The sequence below is a fragment of the Brevundimonas sp. FV1ye7S genome, from assembly GCF_058680995.1.
This window is the reverse complement of the sequence record NZ_CM178726.1, coordinates 3,304,224-3,327,946: the sequence shown is the minus strand read 5'-3', so window position 1 is coordinate 3,327,946 and position 23,723 is coordinate 3,304,224. Positions and strand designations below refer to the sequence as shown.

General features: G+C 68.8%; 23 protein-coding genes. 9 read left to right on the top strand and 14 right to left on the bottom strand.

Going from position 1 to position 23,723, the window contains the following annotated elements; all coding sequences use genetic code 11:
* The first annotated feature begins 256 nt into the window (after positions 1-256).
* Positions 257-604, top strand: coding sequence for a PilZ domain-containing protein (locus ACW18C_RS16235; RefSeq protein ID WP_372704961.1), 348 nt, complete (start codon positions 257-259; stop codon positions 602-604).
* A gap of 6 nt (positions 605-610) precedes the next feature.
* Here the strand turns inward: ACW18C_RS16235 and ACW18C_RS16230 are convergent, their stop codons facing one another.
* Both ACW18C_RS16230 and ACW18C_RS16225 read right to left on the bottom strand, forming a co-directional pair.
* Positions 611-1,474 carry an HAD family hydrolase gene (locus ACW18C_RS16230; protein ID WP_492072009.1) on the bottom strand — a complete coding sequence of 288 codons (864 nt, stop codon included), beginning with the start codon at positions 1,472-1,474 and terminating at the stop codon, positions 611-613.
* Between the two features lie 41 nt (positions 1,475-1,515).
* Positions 1,516-2,049 (bottom strand): S-type pyocin family protein, encoded by a 534-nt coding sequence (locus tag ACW18C_RS16225; protein WP_492072007.1) that lies wholly within the window; start codon positions 2,047-2,049, stop codon positions 1,516-1,518.
* 115 nt (positions 2,050-2,164) lie between these two features.
* On the opposite strand from ACW18C_RS16225, the gene coaBC reads away from it, so the two are divergent.
* The 3 genes from coaBC (at position 2,165) to ACW18C_RS16210 (ending at position 4,726) form a co-directional block, all read left to right on the top strand.
* The gene (coaBC, locus tag ACW18C_RS16220; protein ID WP_492072006.1) at positions 2,165-3,394 is read left to right on the top strand and encodes a bifunctional phosphopantothenoylcysteine decarboxylase/phosphopantothenate--cysteine ligase CoaBC; all 1,230 of its coding nucleotides are present in this window, start codon (positions 2,165-2,167) and stop codon (positions 3,392-3,394) included.
* Positions 3,391-3,849 (top strand): dUTP diphosphatase, encoded by a 459-nt coding sequence (gene dut, locus ACW18C_RS16215; RefSeq protein ID WP_292150365.1) that lies wholly within the window; start codon positions 3,391-3,393, stop codon positions 3,847-3,849. The genes coaBC and dut overlap by 4 nt, the downstream gene beginning before the upstream one ends.
* 73 nt (positions 3,850-3,922) lie before the next feature.
* Positions 3,923-4,726, top strand: coding sequence for a DUF4019 domain-containing protein (locus ACW18C_RS16210; RefSeq protein ID WP_492072004.1), 804 nt, complete (start codon positions 3,923-3,925; stop codon positions 4,724-4,726).
* 16 nt (positions 4,727-4,742) lie between these two features.
* Here ACW18C_RS16210 and ACW18C_RS16205 read toward each other — a convergent pair whose 3' ends face one another.
* Positions 4,743-5,678, bottom strand: coding sequence for a DMT family transporter (locus tag ACW18C_RS16205; protein ID WP_492072002.1), 936 nt, complete (start codon positions 5,676-5,678; stop codon positions 4,743-4,745).
* A 152-nt stretch (positions 5,679-5,830) separates the two neighbouring features.
* Between ACW18C_RS16205 and ACW18C_RS16200 the strand changes: the two genes are divergently transcribed.
* Positions 5,831-6,199 carry a hypothetical protein gene (locus ACW18C_RS16200; protein WP_292150368.1) on the top strand — a complete coding sequence of 123 codons (369 nt, stop codon included), beginning with the start codon at positions 5,831-5,833 and terminating at the stop codon, positions 6,197-6,199.
* Positions 6,200-6,315: 116 nt separating this feature from the next.
* Here ACW18C_RS16200 and dapB read toward each other — a convergent pair whose 3' ends face one another.
* The 3 genes from dapB to dnaK all read right to left on the bottom strand — a co-directional run bounded on the left by dapB (position 6,316) and on the right by dnaK (position 10,339).
* Positions 6,316-7,065, bottom strand: coding sequence for a 4-hydroxy-tetrahydrodipicolinate reductase (dapB, locus tag ACW18C_RS16195; protein WP_426025779.1), 750 nt, complete (start codon positions 7,063-7,065; stop codon positions 6,316-6,318).
* The gene (gene dnaJ / locus ACW18C_RS16190; protein WP_035308053.1) at positions 7,062-8,264 is read right to left on the bottom strand and encodes a molecular chaperone DnaJ; all 1,203 of its coding nucleotides are present in this window, start codon (positions 8,262-8,264) and stop codon (positions 7,062-7,064) included. The genes dapB and dnaJ overlap by 4 nt, the downstream gene beginning before the upstream one ends.
* Positions 8,265-8,437: 173 nt before the next feature.
* Complete coding sequence (gene dnaK / locus ACW18C_RS16185) at positions 8,438-10,339, bottom strand: molecular chaperone DnaK (RefSeq protein WP_492071999.1); 1,902 nt, start codon at positions 10,337-10,339, stop codon at positions 8,438-8,440.
* Positions 10,340-10,560: 221 nt separating this feature from the next.
* On the opposite strand from dnaK, the gene ACW18C_RS16180 reads away from it, so the two are divergent.
* Positions 10,561-11,190, top strand: a complete 630-nt coding sequence (locus ACW18C_RS16180) for an alpha-ketoglutarate-dependent dioxygenase AlkB (RefSeq protein WP_492071997.1) — start codon at positions 10,561-10,563, stop codon at positions 11,188-11,190.
* On the opposite strand, the gene ACW18C_RS16175 is transcribed toward ACW18C_RS16180, so the two are convergent.
* Complete coding sequence (locus tag ACW18C_RS16175; protein ID WP_492071995.1) at positions 11,177-11,986, bottom strand: siderophore-interacting protein; 810 nt, start codon at positions 11,984-11,986, stop codon at positions 11,177-11,179. The two genes, ACW18C_RS16180 and ACW18C_RS16175, sit on opposite strands and share 14 nt — an antisense overlap.
* A complete protein-coding gene (locus ACW18C_RS16170) occupies positions 11,983-12,636 on the bottom strand; it encodes a PadR family transcriptional regulator (RefSeq protein WP_492071993.1) in 654 nt (217 codons plus the stop codon). Before ACW18C_RS16170 ends, ACW18C_RS16175 begins: the two co-directional genes overlap by 4 nt.
* Before the next feature lie 109 nt (positions 12,637-12,745).
* On the opposite strand from ACW18C_RS16170, the gene ACW18C_RS16165 reads away from it, so the two are divergent.
* Genes ACW18C_RS16165 through ACW18C_RS16155 form a run of 3 tightly spaced genes read left to right on the top strand, consistent with a single transcriptional unit; the run spans position 12,746 to position 14,956 of the window.
* The gene (locus ACW18C_RS16165) at positions 12,746-13,495 is read left to right on the top strand and encodes a dienelactone hydrolase family protein (RefSeq protein ID WP_492071991.1); all 750 of its coding nucleotides are present in this window, start codon (positions 12,746-12,748) and stop codon (positions 13,493-13,495) included.
* 56 nt (positions 13,496-13,551) lie between these two features.
* Positions 13,552-14,040 carry an Rrf2 family transcriptional regulator gene (locus ACW18C_RS16160; RefSeq protein WP_492071989.1) on the top strand — a complete coding sequence of 163 codons (489 nt, stop codon included), beginning with the start codon at positions 13,552-13,554 and terminating at the stop codon, positions 14,038-14,040.
* Positions 14,009-14,956, top strand: a complete 948-nt coding sequence (locus ACW18C_RS16155) for an NAD(P)/FAD-dependent oxidoreductase (RefSeq protein ID WP_372704972.1) — start codon at positions 14,009-14,011, stop codon at positions 14,954-14,956. The genes ACW18C_RS16160 and ACW18C_RS16155 overlap by 32 nt, the downstream gene beginning before the upstream one ends.
* Positions 14,957-14,976: 20 nt before the next feature.
* Here the strand turns inward: ACW18C_RS16155 and ACW18C_RS16150 are convergent, their stop codons facing one another.
* The 6 genes from ACW18C_RS16150 to typA all read right to left on the bottom strand — a co-directional run bounded on the left by ACW18C_RS16150 (position 14,977) and on the right by typA (position 23,617).
* Complete coding sequence (locus tag ACW18C_RS16150) at positions 14,977-15,441, bottom strand: OsmC family protein (RefSeq protein WP_008263054.1); 465 nt, start codon at positions 15,439-15,441, stop codon at positions 14,977-14,979.
* A gap of 15 nt (positions 15,442-15,456) precedes the next feature.
* The gene (locus ACW18C_RS16145) at positions 15,457-16,152 is read right to left on the bottom strand and encodes a GNAT family N-acetyltransferase (protein WP_492071987.1); all 696 of its coding nucleotides are present in this window, start codon (positions 16,150-16,152) and stop codon (positions 15,457-15,459) included.
* A 75-nt stretch (positions 16,153-16,227) separates the two neighbouring features.
* A complete protein-coding gene (gene trpS, locus ACW18C_RS16140; protein ID WP_492071985.1) occupies positions 16,228-17,268 on the bottom strand; it encodes a tryptophan--tRNA ligase in 1,041 nt (346 codons plus the stop codon).
* Positions 17,269-17,403: 135 nt separating this feature from the next.
* Positions 17,404-18,999 carry a murein biosynthesis integral membrane protein MurJ gene (gene murJ, locus ACW18C_RS16135; RefSeq protein ID WP_008259524.1) on the bottom strand — a complete coding sequence of 532 codons (1,596 nt, stop codon included), beginning with the start codon at positions 18,997-18,999 and terminating at the stop codon, positions 17,404-17,406.
* A 36-nt stretch (positions 19,000-19,035) separates the two neighbouring features.
* Complete coding sequence (gene glnD, locus ACW18C_RS16130) at positions 19,036-21,738, bottom strand: [protein-PII] uridylyltransferase (protein ID WP_008258990.1); 2,703 nt, start codon at positions 21,736-21,738, stop codon at positions 19,036-19,038.
* 46 nt (positions 21,739-21,784) lie between these two features.
* A complete protein-coding gene (gene typA / locus ACW18C_RS16125) occupies positions 21,785-23,617 on the bottom strand; it encodes a translational GTPase TypA (RefSeq protein WP_008260875.1) in 1,833 nt (610 codons plus the stop codon).
* Positions 23,618-23,723: the final 106 nt, after the last annotated feature.

Below are 23,723 nucleotides of genomic sequence, written 5' to 3'. Positions count from 1 at the left end.
CGTCAACTTCCGCCCCCTGACCAACACGGCGACCACGTCTCTGGAACAGGCGGCCTTCCGCCGGGTGCTGGGCGGTCTGGGAGCGAGAGCCGATCGTGGTGGATTTCGGCGCCCTGGCGGGTTGAAGCCCGGTTCCGGGGCGGAGCGTGCGTCGAAAGGCGGGAACCGACGTTCGATGACCCGTCTCTCTTCCTGACCGGCTCGAAGTCCGCTACCGGCACAGAGGATCGCACGGCGATACTGTGCGTCCTGAGGCATGCGTATGTTTGGACCCAAGCCCGTTTCTCAACCGGACCGACGCGGCGAACCCCGTCGGGCGGTCAATGCGCGGGGCGTCGTCTGTGCGCCGGGTGTGGAGACGGCCTGCGTGATCGTCGATCTGTCGGACGGCGGCCTGAAGCTCAGGCTCGACCGGGGCGCGGCCCTGCCGCCCGAAGTGGTGGTGGTGGATATTGCGGAGGCGGTGGCCTATCCGGCGACGGTGGTCTGGCAGAAGGGACAGGAGGCGGGGCTGAGGCGGACCGGCGCCAAGTCCCTGCGCGGCCTGGCCCCCGCGCGGCTGATCGGGGCGCGCGACGCCTGGATCAGGGCCGGCGGGCGCTAAGGATCGCTACAGACCCGCCGGCATGGAGCCGGCGTTGATGGCGATGCGGCCGACCAGGCCCTTGACGATCAGGTCCAGGGCCGAACCCTCGCTATAGTCGGCGGCGGCGACGAAATTGACCCGGTCCTCGGAAATCAGGGAATAGACCTTCTTCTGGTCCTTCTCGTTCGAGCGGGGGTCATAGACGGCGATCGAGAAGCCGCCCTTTGTGTGCATCATCTTCATGGTCGGCACGTCGGTGTCGCCGTCGCCGATGAAGATCATCCGCTCGAACGGCACCGGTCGCTGGTCGTCGGGGATGAAGTGGTTGATCCGCTCGTGCTCCCAGTGGTTCTTCACCCCCTTGTTGATGCGGAACAGGTACTGGGTCTTGGTGGTGTAGTTGACGCCGACCGCGGGCCAGGCCGCCTCGCCCTTGTCGTCATAGACATAGTGGGAGGCGAAGACATGGGTCAGGGCGGGGCGGATCGGCGTGCCGTCGATCATCTCCTCCAGGCCGGCCGAGACGATATAGTGTTCGATCTCAAGCCCGTAGCGCGCGCCGAAGGCGTTCATCCGGTCGAACCAGCTGAGGTCCTTCAGACCTTCGAACAGGGCCACCGCCTCGCCGTGCCGGCGCAGGGTCTCGCGCGTCACCGGCGAACCGTTCTGGCGCGCGTGATGCAGCATCAGCTGCATGTACATCAGGATGCCGTCGCCGTCGGCCTCCTTGGTCAGGCGCTCGGCCTCGCCCCAGAAGGCGCCGATCCCCATGCCGACGGACGGGATGAAGCTGACCTCCTGCATGTTGCCGCGCGCCAGGGTGCCGTCGAAATCATAGATCAGGGCGGTCTTCAGCAAGGGCTTGTCGCCAGTGGGGGCGTCGGACATCGGGCGGGCTCCAGAGCGTCGGTCGGACCCCGCCCTCTATATCAGCCCGCCGTCGGCGTCGATTGTCGCCTCTGGCCGAAGCGGGGCGCCGCCGTCTTCTGCTCGGCCCAGTAGTCGGCGCCCGTGGTCGGCTTGAACATGGTGCGGGGCGTGCCGTCGCGCGCCACCACGGCGAAGGTGTTGGTCGAGGCCTGATAGATCAGGGTGTCGCCGTTCGGCCGTTTCATCGTCTCGGCGTCGCGCGGGGGCTTGGCCGTAAAGGCGGTGACCTTGTCCAGATAGTCTTCGGCCGACCCCGCGCCGAAGTCGGCGCCGTTGCGCTGGTACAGGCGGGCGATCTTGTCATCCACCGTCTCGCGACGGCTGGCCGTCAGCACCGGCTTGGGCTGGGCGGCGGCGGGGGCGTCGCCGCCGCCCGTCCCGGTCGCCGCCAGGGCCAGCGGCGTCGCCTCGGCCGTTCGGTCGCGCGTCTGCACCGCCGAGGCGTTGTCGCACCCCGCCAGCGCCATCACCGCCAAACCGACCATCATCAGCCCCAGTCCTGTGGCCGCACCCTGTCGCTTGTCAGACGTCATCCTCGCCTCCCCCTTCGGACACCCGCTCGCCGCGAGATAAGCACAACCTTCATGTTCCCGCAATGTTCTTTTCGGCCGTCTCGACGGCGTCGCCTTGGGCGGCTAGACGAAGGCCATGGACAGCCGCCCTCTCGCAAATCGCAAAATCCTGCTGATCGTCGGCGGCGGCATAGCGGCCTACAAGGCGCTGGAGCTGGTGCGGCTGATCGCCAAGGCGGGGGGCCAGACGCGGGTGATCCTGACCGAATCCGGCGCCGAGTTCGTGACGCCCCTGTCGCTGGCGGCGCTGAGCGGCCATCCGGTGCGCTCGGGCCTGTTCCACCCCGACGACGAGACCAGCATGGGCCATATCGAGCTGTCGCGCTGGGCCGATCTGGTGGTCGTGGCGCCGGCGACGGCGGGGCTGATCGCCAAGGCGGCGAACGGGATCGCCGACGACCTGGCCTCAACCACATTGATCGCCACGGACAAGCGGGTGCTGCTGGCCCCGGCGATGAATGTGCGGATGTGGGAGCATCCGGCGGTCCAGGCCAATATGGAGCGGCTGAAGGCCTTCCCCGGCTTCCACGGCGTGGCCGTGGTGGGGCCGGACGACGGCGAGATGGCCTGTGGCGAATACGGACCCGGCCGGATGGCCGAGCCGGCGGCGATCCTGGAGGCGATCATCGGCCTGCTGGCGGGCGCGGCCGGGCGGCCCCTTGCGGGTCGCAAGGCGGTGGTTACGGCCGGGCCGACCTTCGAGCCGATCGATCCGGTGCGGGGTCTGACCAACCGCTCCAGCGGCAAACAGGGCTACGCCATCGCCGCCGCCCTGGTCGAACTGGGGGCGGAGGTGACCCTGGTGTCGGGGCCGACCGCCCTGGGCGCGCCTGTCGGGGTGACGCGGATCGACGTGGAGAGCGCGCTGGAGATGCAGGCGGCGACGCAAAACGCCCTGCCCGCCGACATCGCCGTGCTGTCGGCCGCCGTGGCCGACTGGCGCGTGGACACCATCGCCGGGGGCAAGATCAAGAAGGGGCCGGGCGGCCCGCCGACCCTGGCCCTGATCGAGAACCCCGACATCCTGGCCGGGATCGCCGCGCCGGGTCCGAACCGGCCGGCCCTGGTGATCGGCTTCGCCGCCGAGACCACGGACCTGGAGGCCAACGCCCGGGCCAAGCTGTCGCGCAAGGGCTGTGACTGGATCATCGGCAACGACGTGTCCGACGACGTCTTCGGCTCGGACGGCAACGCCGTCCTGCTGGTCACCGCCGACAGGACCGAAACCTGGCCGCGCCAGTCCAAATCCGCCATCGCCCGGGCCGTCGCCGCCCGTATCGCCGGCCATTTCAAGAGTTCAGAATGACCCAGCCCGTCGCCGTCCAGATCCTGCGCCTGCCCCATGCCGAGGGCCTGCCCCTGCCGGCCTATGAGACGGCGGGATCGGCCGGCATGGACCTGCGCGCCGCCGTGCCCGAGGACCAGCCGATGACCCTGGCGCCCGGCCAGCGCGCCCTGGTGCCCACAGGACTGAAGATCGCCCTGCCGCTGGGGTTCGAGGCCCAGGTGCGGGCGCGCTCGGGCCTGGCGTTGAAACACGGCATCATCTGCCCCAATGCGCCGGGCACGATCGACAGCGATTATCGCGGCGAGTGCGGCGTGATCCTGGCCAATATCGGCGCGGAGCCCTTCGTAATTCGCCGCGGGGAGCGGATCGCCCAGCTGGTGATCGCCAAGCATGAGCGTGCGGACTGGGTCGAGGTCGAGACGCTGGACGAGACCGCACGCGGGGCCGGCGGGTTCGGGTCGACGGGGCGGTAAGAGGGGCGTTTCGCCAGAGGGTGGCGGAGCAGCTGTCGGTCGCCTAGGCTCGCCCCATCGAGAGAGGGTGGCGATGGACGAGGCGCTGCGGTCCCTGAGTGAGCGGGAGAAGGAGGCCCTGCGGCTTCTGGCCCGAGGCCATGACGCCAAGTCCGTCGCCCGCCACCTGGATCTGTCCGTCCATACGGTGAACGAACGGCTGCGTTCGGCGCGGAACAAGCTGGGGCTGTCGAGCAGCCGGGCCGCAGCGAGGCGTCTTGTGGAGGCCGAGGCGGGCGGCGCGTCGGAGGCCTACATGGAGCGACCCGAATTTCTTGGAGACAAGGAATTTGGGGGAGACCCGACAGCCGAGGGTGTCAGAGTCGCCGCTTCATCGCAAAGCCGTCGGGTCACCTCATCGACCCGATGGATCATCGGAGGACTCGCCGTCATGTTGTCGCTCGCCGTCGCCGCCCTGATCTTCACCTATGCCGCCGGCCCCGCTGCCGCGCCGACGAATTCGCCGCCTAGTCCCGTAGCGTCTGTCGAAGCGGCTGCGCCCGGCGAGGGGGCCGAGGCGGCCCTGGCCTGGATCGCCCTGCTGGACCGGGAACAGTGGGTCGACAGCTGGGATGCGGCCGGGAGCCTTTTCCAGGCCCAGGTGACGCAGGCGGACTGGGCCTCGACCGTGGCTTCGGTACGCGCGACGGTGGGGGCCGTCGTCGCCCGGGCCCAGATCAGCGTGGCTCCGTCCACCACTCTTCCGGGACTGCCCGCCGGGGAATATCAGGTCATTCAGTACCGGACGGCCTTCCGCGACAAGGCGGAGTCCGTAGAGACCGCAGTCCTGATGCGCGAGCGTGGGACCTGGAAGGTGATCGGCTACTTCATTCGCTGATGACCACGAACCACCTTCACACCGGCGGCGCGGTCGTCTGGATCAGGGCGGCCTTGCGGCGGACGTGTTCGCGCCAGGCGGTGTAGAGGCCGCCGGCGGCGATCAGGGCGCCGCCGGCCAGGGTGTTGGCGGTGGGCGTGGCGTGCATCAGCCACCAGCCGAAGATTACAGCGCCGACGATCTGGAGATAGTCGAAGGGCGCGACCACGGCGACCGGGGCCTTTTGCAGCGAGGCGGTCATGAACAATTGGGCTAGGCCGCCGGCGACGCCTGAGCTGATCAGCAGGGCGAAGGTCAGGGGCGAGTGCCAATGACCGACGAAGGGCAGCAGGATCGCCCCCACCCCGGATGAACCGACGAAGAACCAGAAGACGATGGCGGCGACATGCTCGGTGTCGCGCAACTGGCGAAGGGTGATGGTGACGCTGGCCGTCAGCAGGGCCGCCATCAGGCCGAAACCTATGCCCTCGAGCGGCATGGCGTGACCGCCCCCCGAGACGAACGAAAGGGGACGCATGACGATGACGACGCCGATGAAGCCCACCGCCACGGCGGCCCAGCGGCGCGGCCCCACCGCCTCCTTCAGGATGAAGAAGGACAGGATGGTGGCGAAGATGGGTGCGGTGAAGCTGAGGGTGGTGGCGTCGGCCAGGGGCAGCAGGGTCAGGGTCTGGAAGAGGCACAGGATGGAGACGACGCCCAGGGCGCTGCGTCCCGCATGGGCCCAGGGCCGGCGCGTGGTCAGACCGGCGAGGCCGCCCGGCTGGGTCAGCACCCAGGCCAGGACCACGGGCAGGCCGAAGAAGGCGCGGTAGAACAGCATCTCGGGGGCGACCACGCCGTCCAGAGAGGCCAGTTTCAGCACCGCCGACATGACGGAAAAGGCGCCTGCCGCCGCGATCCTGAGCGCGATGCCGCGGGCGATGTCCTCGCCGCCGATCCGTCCCGTCATGACGTCCTTTCGATGTTGCGGCGCACTCATAGGCCCGCGTCGCCTTCACGCCCACCCCCGAGGGAGCCTTTCCGCGCGAGCGGCGTTAACCGTGTCGAACCGGCCAAGCTTGACCGGCGCCTTATTGTTTTTGACCTTTCAGGAGAGACGACGTGGAAAATCTGATCGATCAGATCGGCGATTTCCTGAGTGGAATCGCGGGTCTGGCCAGCGCCGGCTTCGACGGCGTCAACCAGGTGATGGGGCTGATCATCGCCATCATCGCCGCCCTGCTGATGGTGGACTGGCGGTCGCTGGCCTCGACCGCCCTGGGCGCAACCCTGGTGCATCTGATCGTGCTGGCGGTCTTGCCGGTGCTGAACGGCGGCGAATTCGTCCTGCCGGCGCTTCTGACCGTCGGCTTCTGGATGACGGCCCTGGCCCTGTTCCTAGGCTACGCCATCGTCATCGCCATCTTTTTCTTCATCAAGACCCTGCTGACCGGGACCGCGTTCCGTGGGCGGCGCAGGGTCGTGCACTGATTTTTGCGGGCCTGCCACCCCCAGGTTTCGTCACCCTCTGACTGGGTAATGGCTTCCGCGCTCAAGCCGTGAGCGACAGCGTCGCGAGCGTAGCGCGGCGCGAAGCGCCCTAGACGTCAGGCTTGGCGAAAGCCAAGCACGTCCTGCATGTCGTACAGGCCGGGTCCGCGGGTGCGGACCCAGGCTGCGGCGGCGACCGCGCCCTTGGCGAACAGGGACCGGTCGATGGCCGAGTGGCTGAGGGTCAGGACCTCGTCTTCCGAGGCGAAAAGGACCGTGTGTTCGCCGATGATGCCGCCGGCGCGGATCGAGGAGAAGCCGATCTTGCCGCTCTCGCGCTCGCCCTGGACGCCGTCATAGGGGGCGGAGCGGATATCGGCCAGGTCGGTGAACCGGCCCTCGGCCGCGGCCTCGCCCAGCATCAGGGCGGTGCCGGACGGGGAATCCACCTTGCGGCGGTGGTGGGCCTCGGTGATTTCGATGTCCCAGTCCTGGGCGTCCAGCCGCTGGGCCGCGTGCTGGACCAGGCCGATCAGGATGTTCACGCCCAGGGAGAAGTTGCCGCTCTTGACGATGGCGATCTTCTCGGCGGCCTTCATCAGCTCGGCCTCCTGCTCCGGCGTGAAGCCGGTCGAGCCGATGACCAGGCTGGGGCCGCCGCGCTCGGCCGCGCTCTGGGCCAGGGCCACCGAGGCGTCCGGAGTCGAAAAATCGATGATCACGTCGCACAGGGAGATGTCCGCGGTTTCGCCCCAGTCGAACCGGGCGGCGACGACCACGTCCTCGCGCGCATCGAGAACCTGGGACACCGCGCGACCCATCCGGCCGCGATAGCCGGAAATGCCGGCGTGGAAGATTGCGCTCAAACCACGTTTTCTTTCGACCCGTCCGCATCCTGATTGCCCAGGATGTCAGCCCAGAAACGCTTCGCCTTGCCCGCGAAGCTGGAGTTGCGGGGGTTCTGCCCCTCTCCGAACGACAGGGCAAGCTCTTGCAGCAGTTCCTTCTGACGGGCGGTCAGGTCGGTGGGGGTCTCGACGAACAGTTCGACCACCAGATCGCCGCGGGCGCGACCGTTCAGATGGGGCATGCCCTTGCCCTTGATCCGGACGGTCTTGCCGGTCTGGGCCCCGGCCGGCACGGCGACGGCGGCCTTGCACTTGCCGTCGCAGGCGTCGGACACCAGGCAGGGGGCGTCGATCTCGCCGCCCAGGGCCGCAACGGTCATGGGAACCGGCACAGTGACCAGCAGGTCCAGGTTGTCGCGCTCGAACAGGTCGTGCGGCGTCACCGACAGGAAGACGTACAGGTCGCCGCGCGGGCCGCCGCGCTGACCGGCGTCGCCCTCGCCCGACAGGCGGATGCGCGAGCCGTCGTCGACGCCGGCGGGGATCTTCAGGTTCAGGGTGCGGGTCTTGCGCACCTGGCCGTGGCCGTGACAGGTCGTGCAGGGGTCGGCGATCATCTGGCCCGCGCCGTGGCAGCGGGGGCAGGTCCGCTCGACCTGGAAGAAGCCGTTGGCCTGACGCACGCGGCCGGCGCCGTTGCAGGTGGTGCAGGTGACGGGCTTGGTGCCGGGCTTGGCCCCCGAGCCTTCGCAGGTCTCACAGGTCATGGTGGCCGGGATGTCGATCTCGACCTCGGCGCCCTTGTAGGCCTGTTCCAGGCTGATCTCGAGATCATAGCGCAGGTCCGAGCCGCGACGCGGTCCGCCCTGCTGGCCCCGGCCGGCCTGGCGACCGCCGAAGGCGTCCCCGAAGGCGTCGCCGAAGACCTGGGAGAAGATGTCGTTGATGTCGGAGAAGCCCTGCTGGCCCTGGCCGAAGCCGCCGCCCCCGCCGCCGTTCACGCCGGCGTGGCCGAACCGGTCGTAGGCCGCGCGCTTCTGATCGTCCGACAGGACCGTATAGGCCTCGGAAATTTCCTTGAACTGCGCCATCGACTCTTCCGAGCCGCCGTTGCGATCCGGGTGATGGATCATGGCCAGCTTGCGATAGGCCGATTTCAGACCGGGCGCGTCGATTGTCCGTTCGACGCCCAAAACCTCATAATAGTCACGCGCCATAGGGCGTTGGTCCTCATACTTCCCCTGCGGCTCCGTCACGCCTCTGCGGGCGTCAGCGAAGCTGTGGTGTCCCGGCTGACATGGGGGCCGGAACGACTGATGCAAGTTTCATGAAAAGGCCCCGCCTATCGCAAGACAAGCGGGGCCGTATCATTTCGCCGACCTGTTGCCGATCAGGCGCTCTTCTTCTCGTCCGTGTCCGAGACGTCCTCGAACTCGGCGTCGACCACGCCGTCGTCGGCCGGGGCCGCATCGCCTTCGCCGGCGCCCTGCTGCTGGGCGTACATGGCCTCGCCCAGCTTCATCGAGGCCTGGACCAGGCTGTTGGTCTTGGTGCGGATGTCCTCGGCGTCCGTGCCTTCACGGGCGGTCTTTAACTCGGCCAGACCGGTCTCGATCGCCGTCTTGACGTCGGCCTCGACCTTGTCGCCGTGTTCGGCCAGGGCCTTCTCGGTCGAGTTGATCAGGCTGTCGGCGGCGTTCTGGGCCTCGACCAGGTCCTTGCGGACCTTGTCGGCGGCGGCGTTGGCCTCGGCTTCCTTGACCATCTTGTCGATGTCGGTGTCCGACAGGCCGCCGTTGGCCTGGATGCGGATCGACTGTTCCTTGTTGGTCGCCTTGTCCTTGGCCGAGACGTTGACGATGCCGTTGGCGTCGATGTCGAAGGCGACCTCGATCTGCGGCATGCCGCGCGGCGCCGGCGGGATGCCCATCAGGTCGAACTGACCCAGCATCTTGTTGTCCGACGCCATCGGACGCTCGCCCTGGAAGACCCGGATCGTCACGGCCGACTGGTTGTCGTCGGCGGTCGAGAAGGTCTGGCTCTTCTTGGTCGGGATGGTCGTGTTGCGCTCGATCAGGGGCGTGAAGACGCCGCCCAGGGTCTCGATGCCCAGGGTCAGGGGCGTCACGTCCAGCAGCAGCACGTCCTTGACGTCGCCTTGCAGAACCCCGGCCTGAACCGCGGCGCCCAGGGCCACGACTTCGTCAGGGTTGACGCCCTTGTGCGGCTCCTTGCCGAAGAAGGCCTTCACGGCCTCCTGCACCTTGGGCATGCGGGTCATGCCGCCGACCAGGACGACTTCGTCGATGTCCGAGGCCTTCAGGCCGGCGTCGGCCAGGGCCTTCTTGCACGGCTCGATGGTGCGGGCGACCAGGTCGTCGACCAGGGCCTCCAGCTTGGCGCGCGACAGCTTGATGTTCAAGTGCAGCGGGCCCGAGGCGTTCATGGTGATGAACGGCAGGTTGACCTCGTACTGGGTCGTGGAGCTGAGTTCCTTCTTGGCCTTTTCGGCTTCTTCGCGCAGGCGCTGCAGGGCCAGCTTGTCCTGGCGCAGGTCGACGCCCTGTTCCTTCTTGAACTCGTCGGCCAGATAGTCGGCCAGGCGCACGTCGAAGTCCTCGCCGCCCAGGAAGGTGTCGCCGTTGGTCGACTTCACCTCGAAGACGCCGTCGCCGATCTCCAGGATCGAGACGTCGAAGGTGCCGCCGCCCAGGTCATAGACAGCGATCTTCTGGCCTTCGTTCTTTTCCAGGCCATAGGCCAGTGCGGCCGCGGTCGGCTCGTTGATGATGCGCAGGACTTCAAGCCCGGCGATCTTGCCGGCGTCCTTGGTGGCCTGGCGCTGGCTGTCGTTGAAATAGGCCGGAACGGTGATGACGGCCTGGGTGACCTTCTCGCCCAGATAGGCCTCGGCGGCTTCCTTCATCTTGATGAGGGTGAAGGCCGAGATTTGTTGGGGCGAATAGTCCTTGCCGTGGGCGCGGACCCAGGCGTCGCCGTTCGGGCCCTTGACGATCTCATAGGGCACCATGCCCTTGTCCTTCGCCACGACGGGATCGTCGAAGTTGCGGCCGATCAGGCGCTTGATGGCGAAGAAGGTGTTGGCGGGGTTGGTGACGGCCTGACGCTTGGCGGGCTGACCCACCAGGGTCTCGCCGCCGTCCTGAAGGGCGACCACCGACGGGGTGGTGCGGGCGCCTTCGGCGTTTTCGATGACCTTGGGGTTCTTGCCGTCCATGACGGCCACGCACGAGTTGGTGGTGCCGAGGTCGATGCCGATGATCTTGGCCATGGGCGTTCTATTTCTCTCCGTATCGGCGGGCGATGCGGCGGCCTTCGACGAAGCGCCGCGCGTGACCGCCCCCTGTGGGTTGGCGTGGTTGGTGTCGGATAGCCCCAAACTTCGCGGGGTTTCTCCGAAGCTGGCCCCGATATGGGAAAGTCCCATACGGCTGCAAGGGCGTTCTGCGATTCAGCGATGCGGCGGAACCGGTTTTCGCGCAGGATGAGGCCATGTCCGCGATTTTAGAGGTCAAAACCGCCGTTGAAGGCTTTCGCCTGTGGCCGGGGGCCCTGGACGCATCGGCCCAGGCCGATCTGGTCGATGCGGTGTTCACGCGGCTGGAAGCAGCGCCCCTGTACCGGCCGCAGACGCCGGGCGGACGGCCGTTCTCGGTGCGGATGAGCAATTTCGGGCCGCTGGGCTGGGTCTCGGACCGGGCCGGCTATCGCTATCAGGCGACCCACCCGGAGACGGGGCGGGCCTGGCCGGATATTCCGCCGGTGCTGCTGGACCTGTGGGAGGCGACGGTCGGCGGGCCCTGGCGGCCGGACGCCTGTCTGGTCAACCTGTATCGCGAGGGGGCGAAGATGGGCCTGCACCAGGACAGGGACGAGGCCGACCTGGGCGCGCCCGTCCTGTCGGTGTCGCTGGGCGACGCGGCCATGTTCCGCATCGGCGCCGCCGAGGGCGGGCGCACCACGACGCTGCGGCTGGACAGCGGCGACGTCTGCGCCCTGACGGGCCCGGCGCGACTGGCCCGGCATGGGATCGACCGCGTGCTGGAGGGGTCGTCGCGCCTGATCCCCGGCGGCGGGCGGCTGAACCTGACGCTGCGCGCAGCGGGGGTCAGCCTTCGATGACCTCGTGGGCGCCCGGGTCGCCGAGGCGCCAGTAGCCGGCGGCTTTCATCGCCTTGGGCGAGAAGCCAAGTCCTAGCGTCTTTGTCCGCAGGGCCTTCGCCACGCCGGATTCGGCGGCGATCCAGACATAGGCGTCTTTCGGGCTGACCCCGGTCAGGGCCGTGTCGAGCGCCGTCAGCAGGGTCTCGGCCCCGCCACGCGGGGCGCCGTCGCGGACGGCCCAGGTGACGGCGACATCGGCGGCGCTGTCGAAGGTCCATGTCGAATCCAGGTCCGCGACCTCGACCAACACATGGGCGCGGACGCGGGCGGGCAGTTCCTCCAGACGACGGGCGATGGCCGGCAGGGCGGTCTCGTCGCCGATCAGCACATGGTCGGCGAAGGCCGTGGGGACGATGAACGACCCGCGCGGACCCCCGACGCCCAAGACCGTGCCGACCTTGGCCGCCATGGCCCATTCGGTCGCCGGACCGCCGTGGCCGGTGATGAAATCCAGCGTCAGCCGACGCGCAGCGGCGTCATAGGCGCGGGGCGTGTAGTCGCGCGCCACGGGGCGGGGAGCTGGGAAGACCGGACCCTCCGGCCCCAGCGTCGGCATGACCGGCGCCTGGCCCTCGGCGACCGGGAAGATCTTCACATGGTCGTCGAAGCCCAGGGAGACGAAGCCCTCCAGGTCCGCGCCTTCCAGAACGATGCGGCGATAGGCCGGCGTCAGGTCCTGGACCGAGGCCACGGTCAGGGTGCGGAACTTCAGCTCGTGCCGCACGCGCCGGGGAATGCGCAGGAGGCCGGTCATGCCTGTTCCACCTTGTCGGCGGCCTCGGCCAGGATGGCGGCGATGGCCTGGACCTGGGCCTCGGTCAGGGCGGTTTCGCCCGTCAGACGGTCGTGGATCGTGTGACGCAGGCGGCCGATGGCGTCCTGGATGGCGGTCGGCCGCATGGCGCGGGCGGCGAACTTGTCCATCGTCGCCTCGGCGGCGCGCAGGATCGCCTCGTTCTCGGCCAGCAGGGCGCGGCCGGCCTCTGTGATCGAATACAGTTTCTTGCCGCCTTCGGTCTGGGACTCCAGCGCGCCCATCTCCTCAAGCAGGGTCAGGCTGGGGTAGATGACGCCGGGGCTGGGCGAATAGGCGCCGCCCAGCCGGGTCTCGACCGCCTTGATCAGCTCGTAGCCGTGGCTGGGTTTCTCAGCGATCAGCGACAGCAGGACCCAGCGCAAGGTGCCGTGGTCGAACAGGCGGCCGCCGCCGCGCCGGCCATGGCCGTGACCACGTCCGCGCGCCTCGCCGCCGTCCCAGCCAGGACCGAAGTCCGCGCCGCGTCCGCCGCGCATCCCGCGCCCGAAGGCGTGACCGAACCCATGCCCGAAGCCGAACCCGCCGGGACGACCGTGTTTTTCGCCGCATCCGTTGCTGCGGCCTTGGAAAATACCCTTGGATCTCATGATCGATTCCTTTTTCGATATATCTATTCTCGAACAGTTAGATATATCTGAATGACGAAATGCGCAAGAGGGGCTGGCGTTCGGGCGAAAGCTGCGGCGTAGATCACGGATGGACGATCTGAAGCGCCGCTGGGCCCGCCTCGAACCCCATCTCTCCATTGTCGGGCCCGACGACGACCGGCCCCGGCCGGCGGTGCTGCTGTTCCACGGCTGCGGCGGTCTGCGCGACCATCTGCCCCGGTACGCCGAGGCGGCCAAGGCGGCGGGCTGGCGGGCCTTCATTGTCGATTCCTACGGCCCGCGCGGCTGGGGCCGGGCCTTCACCCTGACGGCGGTCTGCACCGGCCTGGCCTTTCGGGGGTATGAACGGGCCGGCGACGTGCTGGCGGCGATCCAGGGGATTTCGGCCCGACCCGATGTGGACGCGACCCGGCTGGCCCTGGCCGGATGGAGCCACGGCGGCTGGTCGATCATGGAGATGATGAGCGCCGATCCCGCGCCCAACACCCTGGGCGTGGCCGATCCCGGCGCGGCCGACCTGTCGGGGGTGCGGGCCGTCTGGCTGGCCTATCCCTATATCGGGCCCTTCGCCTTCAACCGGATGAAGCCCTGGCGGCACTGCCCCAAGGTGCTGGCCGTGACCTGCAAACGCGACCACCTGACCACGGTCCGCAACGCCGAAATGATCAACGCCATGATCCGCGACTGCGGCGCCGAGGTCGAAAGCTGGGTCGCCGCCGGCACCCACGCCTTCGACGAACCGACCAACAACGGCCCGATGCGCCACGACCCGGACCTGACCGAGGACTCCCTGCGGCGGTTCAGGGCCTTCCTGACGGACGTCGCGCCCCACGTCTGAAAAGAATCCCAGCCCCCGTCTTGACGTCGGGCTCATCACGTAACAATTGAAGTTACATGAAAAGAGACTCCCGCCTCTCGAACATCCTTCACGCCCTGCTGCACATGGCCGAGCATGAGGCGCGAACCGGCGCGCCCATGACCTCGGATCAGCTGGCCGTCTGCCTGTCGACCAATCCGGTCGTGGTGCGCCGGACCATGGCGGGCCTGCGTGAACAGGGGATGGTGAACTCGGAAAAGGGACATGGCGGCGGCTGGCGGCTGGCCCGGCCGCTGGACCGGGTGACCCTGGGCCAGGTCAACACGGCCTTGGGGGAGCCCGGCCTGTTTCCCGAAACCCCGCCGGTCGAGGCCGACGGCTGTCTGGTCGAGGCGGCGGTCAACGACGCCCTGGCCGGAACCTATGCCGCCGCCCGCGCCCTGCTGGTCGCGCGGCTGAACGAGATCACCCTGGCCGATCTGGCGGCGGACTTCGCGCGCCGGATGGCCGAACATCCGAAAAGGGATCTGCTGAATGCCCGTCTCAACGCCCATCGCCCCGAGTGAACCCATGCCGCACGACGCCCTGATCATCGGCGGCTCCTACGCCGGCCTGTCCGCCGCCCAGCAGCTGGTTCGCGCCCGGCGCAGGGTGCTGGTCATCGACGACGGACGCCCCCGCAACCGGTTCGCCGCCCGCGCCCACGGCTTTCTGACCAACGACGGCCGACCGGGAGCCGAGATCGCGGCGACGGCCCGGTCTCAGGTCGCCGCCTATCCCACCGCCGCCTTCCGCATGGCCGAGGCGATCACGATCGAGCGGATCGACGGCGGCTTCTCGGTCGCCTTCGCCGACGGCACGCGGACGCGGGGGCGCCGCCTTCTGCTGTCGCACGGGGTCGAGGATGTGCTGCCCGATATTCCGGGCGTCAAGGAACGCTGGGGCCGCACGGCCCTGCACTGCCCCTGGTGCCACGGCTATGAGATCGGCGGCGGCCCCATCGGCGTGCTGGGACGGGGCGACCATGCGGTCCAGTACGCCGCCATGGTGGCGGAGTGGGGCCAGGTCACCCTGTTCATGGGGTTGGAGGTCGGCCTGTCGCCCGAGGACGCCCATCTGCTGTACCGGCGCGGCGTGACCATAGAGACCACGCCCATCGCCCGGCTTGAAGGCGAGGCCCCGACCCTGACCGGCGCGCGGCTGACCGACGGGCGCTTCGTGGACCTGAAGGCCATCTTCGTCGGCGCCAGCGTCCGCGTCGCCAGCCCCTTCGCCGAGCGGCTGGGCTGCGAGATGACCGACACCCCGATGGGCCGGGTGATCAAGGTGGACGCCATGCAGGCGACGACCCAGCCGGGCGTCTTCGCCGCCGGCGACCTGGCGCGAGCCGCGTCCAACATCACCCTGGCCACCTCGGACGGCATGATCGCCGCCCACGGCCTGTTCCGGTCCCTGGTCGAGGAGGAGACGGCGCGGGCCTAGCCTAGGCCGCCTGATCCGACCTAGCCGATGGTCGCCTCAATGGTGATTTCCGCGCGCACCGAATGGGCCATTTCGCAGTGTTCGTGGGCGGAATGGTGCAGGGCGTCCAGCTCGGCCTGGTCCGGCTGGCGGCCGGAGAAGGCGGTCACGGGGCGAAGGGCGACACGGGCGAGATACCGGGCGCCGGCCGCGTTCTTGTCCAGTTCGCCTGAGGCCGCGTCGCGATACGAATCGACCACCAGACCGGCGTTGGCGGCGAAGGCCAGGAACCACAGCATGTGGCAGCTGGACAGGGAGGCGACCATCGCCTCCTCCGGATCGACCGCCGAGGCGTCCGAAAGGGGCACAGGCACGCCGGCGGGCGACGACGATCCGGGGACCACCGCCCCGCCGTCGAAGGTCCAGCTGTGGGCGCGGCTGTAGCGCTTGTCGGTGAAGGGCTGATCGCCCCGCATCCATTCGATGGTCGCCCCGTGCGCGCTCATGGCCCGTCTCCCCTGTCAGTCGGCCAGGATCGTATAGACCATCGGCGCTCGAACCTCGAAGCCCAGGGACCGGTAAAAGGCGATGGTCGCCTCATGATCGGCGAAGGCGTGCAGGAAGGCGGTCTCGCCCGAGGCGTGGATTTCGCCGACCACCGCCCGCGACAGGGCGGCGGCATAGCCCTTTCCCCGGTGGTCGGGGTGGGTGCAGACCCCGCTCAGTTCGGTGAAGCCGTCCACCCGCAGCCGCCGCCCGGCCATGGCGACCAGCTCCCCGTCGTGCTTGATCCCGATGAAGGGGCCGAGTTCGCGGGTTCTCGAGCGGAAGGGACCGGGTCGGGTCAGGGTCGCCAGGGCCAGCATGGCCGGGGCGTCGGCCTCGGTCAGGGTCTCGAAGGCGGGGCTCAGCGCCTTGGACGGGGTCAGGGCGCTGGCGGTCATCTGCACCAGGGCGATGCGGCGATCCACGGCGACCCCGTCCGGCAGGACGTCGGCCATGGGTCCGTCGGAATGCTCGACCATTCCCGCGCCTGGATGGAGACGCGCCAGCGCGGTCAGGCGGGCGCGGCTCTGGGGCGAGGCGTCGGCGGCCGACAGGAAGACCCCGATCTCTGGGGCGATGCGCACGGCGTGGGCGTCGGACTCCGGCGTCGTGAAGGATGACAGACGGGTGGTCAGGGCGTTCCAGACGGCGCGGTCGAGGGGATGGTTCATGGTCGGGCTTCTAGCCCCGACGGCGCGGCGGCGGAACCTGTCGCCGCGACGCCGCGTCCGAAAACCGCCAGCGGCCTACCCCCGCCAGAAGCCGACGATCGTCTTGACCTCGTCCACCACCGGATCGGCGACCTCGGCGGCGCGGTCGGCGCCGTCCTTCAGCACGCGGTCGATCTCGGCCGGGTCGTCCATCAGGCGGCGCATTTCGGCCGTGACGGGGGCCAGGGAGGCCACCGCCAGGTCCGCCAGGGCCGGCTTGAAGGCGCCGAAGCCCTGGCCGCCGAACTGTGCGATCACCTGTTCACGCGTCAGGCCGGCCAGGGCGGCGTAGATGGCCACCAGGTTCTTGGCCTCGGGCCGGTCGTTCAGCCCGTCCAGGGTTTCCGGCAGGGGCTCCGGATCGGTCTTGGCCTTGCGGATCTTGGACGCGATCGTGTCGGCGTCGTCGGTCAGATTGATGCGGCTGTTGTCGGACGGATCCGACTTGGACATCTTGGCCGCCCCGTCGCGCAGGGACATGACGCGCGTCGCCGGCCCCTGGATGATCGGCTCGGGCACGGGGAAATAGCCGGGCACGCCGAAGTCGTTGTTGAACTTGGCGGCGATGTCGCGGGTCAGTTCCAGATGCTGTTTCTGGTCCTCGCCGACCGGCACCTCGGTCGCCTTGTACAGCAGGATGTCGGCGGCCTGGAGCACGGGATAGGTGTAGAGGCCGACCGAGGCCCGCTCCTTGTGCTTGCCCGACTTCTCCTTGAACTGGGTCATCCGGTCCAGCCAGCCGAGGCGGGCGACGCAGTTGAAGATCCAGGCCAGTTCGGCGTGGGCGCGCACGGCGGATTGCGGGAAGATGATCGACTTCTTCGGGTCCAGTCCCGAGGCCAGATAGGCGGCGGCGATCTCGCGCGTCTGGGCGGCCAGCTTGTCCGGCTCCTGCCAGACGGTGATGGCGTGCATGTCGGCGACGAAGACGAAGACGGGCGCGCCCTGGTCCTGCAGTTCGACGAACCGCTTCAGGGCGCCGAGATAGTTGCCCAGGTGAAGCGCGCCGGAGGCCTGGATGCCGGACAGGATGCGGCGCGGGCCGGTGTAGAGGGCCGGGGGAGTTTGGTCGGTCATGGATTCGGGTCTCGAAAAGGCAGGGTCAGGCGTGGCGAAGGGTGCGGCGGTTCAGCCGCGCCATCGCCAGGTGGAGATCAGGCCCGAAAGGATCATGGCTCGCGCTTATCGCCTCGCGGTCCAGCCGTCCAGACCTCAATCCAGGCCGGATACGGGTCCCGCGCCCGGCTCGCGCCGCAACGTCCCCTTGAGCTCCGACAGGGTGACGGCGCGGAACAGCAGAAGACAGACGCCGTAGGCCGCCGCGCCGGCCGCGCAGACGATCAGCACCGCCGCCTCCTTGGCCAGGAACAGGCGGCTGAGAACCGGATAGCCGAGGCTGGCGGCGAACAGCAGGCCCGCCATGATCAGGCTGGCGGCGAAGATGCGCGACAGGCGCGACAGGAAGGCCGCAGACGGCCGCCAGCTGTCCTCGCGGATCAGCGTCCCGGCCAGAAGCGCGACGTTCACCCAGGCGGAAATGCTGGTGGCGATGGCCAGGCCCAGCACCCCGTCCCAGCCCTGCGACCCGAACCAGAAGAACAGGGCCGATCCCAGCACCACGGTCAGGATCACCGAGGTCACGGCGAAGATCATCGGCCTTCGCGTATCCTGACGCGCAAAGAACGGCGGGGTCAGGACCTTGACCAGGACGAAGGCCGGCACGCCCCAGGCGAACTGGCGCAGCACGTCGGCGGTCCGCGCCGCATCGGCCGAGGTGAAGGCGGCGCGCGTCACCGTGGCGTCGATGATGAAGAAGGGAATGACGAACAGAGCCACGCCCGCCGGCAGGGCGAAGGCCAGGGCGAGGCCCAGTCCGTCGTCCATCGTCCGCCGTCCGCCCTCGTGGTCGCCCGAGACGAAGGCGCGCGTCAGGCGGGGCACCAGAGCGAGGCCCAGCGCCACCCCGACCAGGCCCAGCGGCAGCTGGTACAGCCGGTCGGCGTTGTACAGCACCGACCGCGCCCCTTCGTTCGATCCGGCCAGAAACTGGCTGACCAGGGAGTTGATCTGGAAGGCGCCCCCGGCCAGCACGCCGGGAATGGCCAGGGCCAGCGTCTTTCTGACCCCGGTCGTCAGGCGCGGCCACGACAGGCTGATCCCCACCCCGAGACGTCGCACGCCCCACCACAGCAGCGCCGCCTGGATAACCCCCGACACGGTCACCGCCGCGCTGACGGCGATCAGGATCTGGGGCTGGGCCATCGGCACGACGCTGGGCGCCATCAGCGGGACCAGGGTGCACAGGTTCAGGAACACCGGCACGCCCGCCGACAGGGCGAACCGGCCCCCGGTGTTCAGCACGCCCGACAGCAGCGACGCTATGGTCATGCAGGCCAGATACGGCATGGTCAGCTGCGCCGCCGTCACTGCGGCGCGCATCACCGCGTCGTCGTCGCGCCAGGCCGACAGCAGCCACGGCATGATCCACGGCATGGCGACCTGCAACAGGATGCAGAAGGCCGCCACCACGGCGAAGATGAAGCTCAGCGCCTCTGACGCCGTGACGGCCGCCGCCGCCTCCCCTTCGCGCGCCCGCACGCCGCCGTAGATCGGCACGAAGGCCTGGGCGAAGGCGCCCTCGGCGAACAGGCGGCGGAACATGTTGGGCAGCATCAGCGCGGTTGTGAAGGCGTCCATCATCGGGCCCTGACCGAACCGCGCCGAAAGGAACAGGTCGCGGGCGAAACCCAGTATGCGGCTTCCCAGGGTCAAGGTGGCTTGCACCAGGGTGTTGCGGGCGAGACTCATGCGGACATTCGGCGAGGAGCGACGGATGGTCTTCGCTTAGCGCGCTTCCGACGGCGGCGATACGGGCTTGGCGCGGGTCCGGCGGCCCAGGTCCGAGACGTCGCGCGCGCTGGCCCTGGCCGAGGCGACCTTGCGGCCCTCGGGGGCCGGGGCGCGGCTGTCCAGCACGGCCTCCAGGGCGGTGCGCAGCTCGGCGATCCGCTGTTCGGACGTTATCTTGCGCCCCTTGCCATCGACCACATAGAAGCTGTCCACCGCCCGTTCGCCATAGCTGGCGACATGGGCGGAGCGGATGTTCAGCCCCTCGTCGCTGAAGACCCGCGACAGGGCCGCCAGCAGGCCCGGACGGTCGGCCCCCGAAACCTCGACCACCGTGGCCGTCTCGCTGGCGTGGTGATCGACCATGACCACGGGCCGGACCTCGAAGGCGGCCTTTCTGGCGTTGCCGGCGGGGGCGGGCGCCTTGCTGATGCGGCCCTCGCCGCGCGCCGCCTTCTCCAGGGCGTCCACCAGGGCCTTGAGCCGGCGCGGTTCGGCCTGGCCGTAAGGCAGGCCCGCCCCGTCCTGAACCCGGAAGACGTCCAGGACCACGCCCTCGCTGGTGGTCGCCACCCGGGCGTCGGTGACGTCGGCGCCCAGGGCGGCCATGGTCTGGGCCAGGTCGGCGAACAGGCCGGGCCGGTCGGCGGCGGCGATGGAGATCTCCGTGGCCTGGACCGGCAGGCCCTCGACCGGGGTCAGGGGCGCGGCCTGGGCGGCGGCGCCGGTCTGGCGGGCCCGCTGCACCAGGGCCGGATGCGCCGCCAGCGGATCCTCGCGCGCCACGTCCTCGCCCCGGAACAGGGCGGCGACCTGATCATAGAGGGTGCGCATCAACTGCCCCTTCCAGCCGTTCCAGACCCCCGGCCCCACGGCGCGGATGTCGGCCACGGTCAGGACCAGCAGCATGCGCAGCCGCTCGGGGTCGCCGACCAGTTCGGCGAAGGCGCGGATGGTGGCCGGATCGGACAGGTCGCGCTTCTGGGCGTAGTCGGACAGGGCCAGATGGCTGCGCACCAGCCAGACCACCAGTTCGATGCGGCGCGGATCGACGCCCAGGCGTTCGCAGGCGCGGCGCGCGGCGATGGCCCCGTCCTCCAGCTGGCCCCGCTCGCCGCCCTTGCCGACGTCGTGCAGCAGCATGCCCAGCATCAGTGCCTCCATGTCCGAGATCAGATGCACGATCTCGGTCGCCATCGGATGATCGGCCTTCAGCTTGCCCCGGGCGATGTCGTTGATGATGCCGATGGCCTGCAGCGTGTGCTCGTCCACCGTATAGGCGTGGTACATGTTGAACTGGGTCTGGCCGACGATCCGCCCCCATTCGGGCAGGAACCGGCCCAGAAGGCCCGTCTCGTTCATGATGGTCAGGGTGCGATACGGCCGCTGGCCGTGCGTCAGGACGTTCAGGAAGGCGCGCGTCGCCTCCGGATCACGACGCAGCCTGGGCGTCACCAGCGACAGGCTCCGGCTGACGGCCGAGAAGGCGTCCGGGTGCAGATCCAGGTCGTGGCGGTCGGCGCAGACGAACAGGGTCAGAAGCTTGACCGGATCGGCGGTGAAGACCTCGGGGCCCTCGACCGACAGACGCCCCTGATCGACCCAGAAGCCCTCGACCTCCAGCTTGCGGCGGTTGGGCCGGAACGGGGTCATCAGGCGCGACAGGCCCTGGGTGGGCTTCTGGTGGCGGGCCTCCAGCTTGGCCGACATGGCGCGGGTCAGGGCGCCGACGTCGCGGGCGACCAGGAAATAGCGGCGCATGAACCGTTCCACCGCCGGCTCGTCACCGCGCCCGCGCCACCCCATCCGCCGGGCCACCTCGGGCTGCATGTCGAAGGTCAGCTTCTCCTCGGCCCGCCCCGCGACCAGATGCAGATGGATCCGCACCCGCCACAGAAAATCGAAGGCCTCGTCCGAGGTGCGGCGTTCGCGCGGGGTGAACATCTCGTCCATCACCGTCGCGCCCAGCCGGCTTTCCGGCGCCAGGGAGCGGGCGATCCAGTACAGGGTGTTCAGGTCGCGCAGCCCCCCCTTGCCGTCCTTGACGTTGGGCTCGACCTTGTAGCGGGTCACGCCCGCCTTCTGGTGACGGAGGGCGCGCTCCTCCAGTTTTGCGGCGATGAAGGGGCGGGGGTCGGACTTGGCCACCATGTCGCGGAAACGGCCGATCATCAGGTCCGAAAGCCGGGCGTCCCCGGCCAGCGGCCGGGCCTCCAGCAAGGCGGTGCGCACCGTCATGTCGGTGCGCGACAGGGCCAGGCAGTCTTCGACCGACCGCACCGAAGGCCCCACCTTCGCCCCCAGATCCCACAGGACATAGAGGATGAATTCGATCACCCGCTCGCCGCGCGGGGTCGGCTTGCCGGGCCGCAGGAACAGCAGGTCCAGGTCGGAATAGGGCGCCAGGACGCCGCGGCCGTAACCGCCCACCGCCACCAGCGACAGGCGTTCGCATTCCACGGGCGATACGGGATGAAGGGTCTGGGTCGCCACCCGCCACAGGGCCGCCAGCATGTCGTCGGCGGCCGTGGCGTACAGGCGGGCGACCTCGCGCCCGTTCAGCCCCCCGTCCAGCTTGCGTTCGGCGCGGGCGCGGGCGGCGTCGTAACTGTCCCTCAGAACGGACGCGACCGCCGCGCGCGGATCTCCCGCGCGGGCGGCCTCGTCAAGGCGGTCATCCAGACTGGGCGAAGCGGTCATGTCGGCCACCTATAGGCCGCATCCCCCCTCGCGTCAGTGGAGGATATTACTCGGGGCGAACGCGCTTCTTGCGGAACGACGGGTTCAGCGTCTGCTTGCGCAGGCGGATGGACTTGGGCGTCACCTCGACCAGTTCGTCGTCGTCGATATAGGCGATGGCCTGTTCCAGCGACATCTGGCGCGGCGGGGTCAGGCGAACGGCCTCGTCCTTGCCGGAGGCGCGGACGTTGGTCAATTGCTTGCCCTTGATCGGGTTGACGTCCAGGTCATCCCAGCGCGCGTTCTCGCCGATGATCATGCCCTGGTAGGTCTTCTCGCCGGCGCCGACGAACATGACGCCGCGATCTTCCAGGTTCCACAGGGCGAAGGCCGCCGTGTCGCCGTCCGAGTTCGAGATCAGAACGCCCTTCAGACGACCGGCGATCGCGCCCTTGTATTCTTCGTAGTGGCTGAAGACCCGGTTCAGCACGCCCGAACCGCGCGTGTCGGTCAGGAACTCGCCCTGATAGCCGATCAGCGAGCGCGACGGGCATTTCAGGCTGATGCGGGTCTTGCCGGCGCCCGACGGACCCATGTCGGTCATTTCGGCCTTACGGGCCGACAGCTTCTCGATGACGATGCCCGAGAACTCGTCGTCCACGTCGATCATGACGTCTTCGATGGGCTCCATCTTCTCGCCGTTGGGGCCTTCTTGGAAGACCACGCGCGGACGCGAGATCGAGACCTCGAAGCCTTCGCGACGCATGTTCTCGATCAGAACGCCCAGCTGCAGTTCGCCGCGGCCGGCGACCTCATAGGCGTCGCCGCCTTCGGTCGTGGTCACGCGGATGGCGACGTTGGCTTCGGCTTCCTTCAGCAGGCGGTCGCGGATGACGCGCGACTGAACCTTGTCGCCTTCGCGACCGGCCAGCGGGCTGTCGTTGACCGAGACAGTCATCGAGATGGTCGGCGGGTCGATGGGCTGGGCCGGCAGGGCGTCGACGACTTCCATGGCGCACAGGGTGTCGGCCACGGTCGCCTTGGACATGCCGGCGATGGCGACGATGTCGCCCGCTTCCGAACCCTCGTCCAGGGCCTGACGCTTCAGGCCGCGGAAGGCCAGCACCTTGGTGATCCGGCCGCGTTCGATTTCCTTGCCTTCGCGGTCCAGGGCGTGGATCGCCATGCCGGGGATCGCCTTGCCGCTCTCGATACGGCCGGTCAGGATCCGGCCCAGGAAGGGGTCGGACTCGATCAGCACGTTCAGCATCTGGAACGGCTTGTCCTTGTTCTCCTGAACCTTGGGCGGCGGGACGTGATCGACGATCAGGTCGAACAGGGGGGCCAGGTTGTCGTTGGGCTGGTTCAGATCCATCGTCGCCCAGCCGTTGCGGCCCGAGGCGTAGATGTGCGGGAAGTCCAGCTGCTCGTCCGTCGCGCCGATGGCGGCGAACAGGTCGAAGGTCTCGTTGTGGACGCGGTCCGGATCGGCGTGGGCGCGGTCGACCTTGTTGATGCACAGGATCGGACGCAGGCCCATCTTCAGGGCCTTGGTCAGGACGAACTTGGTCTGGGGCATGACGCCCTCTTCGGCGTCAACCAGGATGACGCAGCCGTCCACCATGCCGAGGATGCGCTCGACCTCGCCCCCGAAGTCGGCGTGGCCGGGGGTGTCGATGATGTTGATGCGGGTTTCGCCGGCCTTGCCGTTCCAGAGCACCGAGGTGCACTTGGCCAGGATGGTGATGCCGCGTTCCTTTTCCTGGTCGTTCGAGTCCATGGCGCGCTCTGTCGTCGCCTCATTGGCTCGGAAGACGCCGGACTGGGCCAGCAGTTGGTCCACCAGGGTCGTCTTCCCGTGGTCGACGTGGGCGATGATGGCGACGTTGCGCAGGTTCATTTGATAATCGCGAAAAGGCGCGGCCGGGATGCAGGCGGCCGCTGGTCATGAAAAGGCATGCAGGGAGCGCGCGCCTCTTACAGGCATGTGGACCGAAAGACCAGAG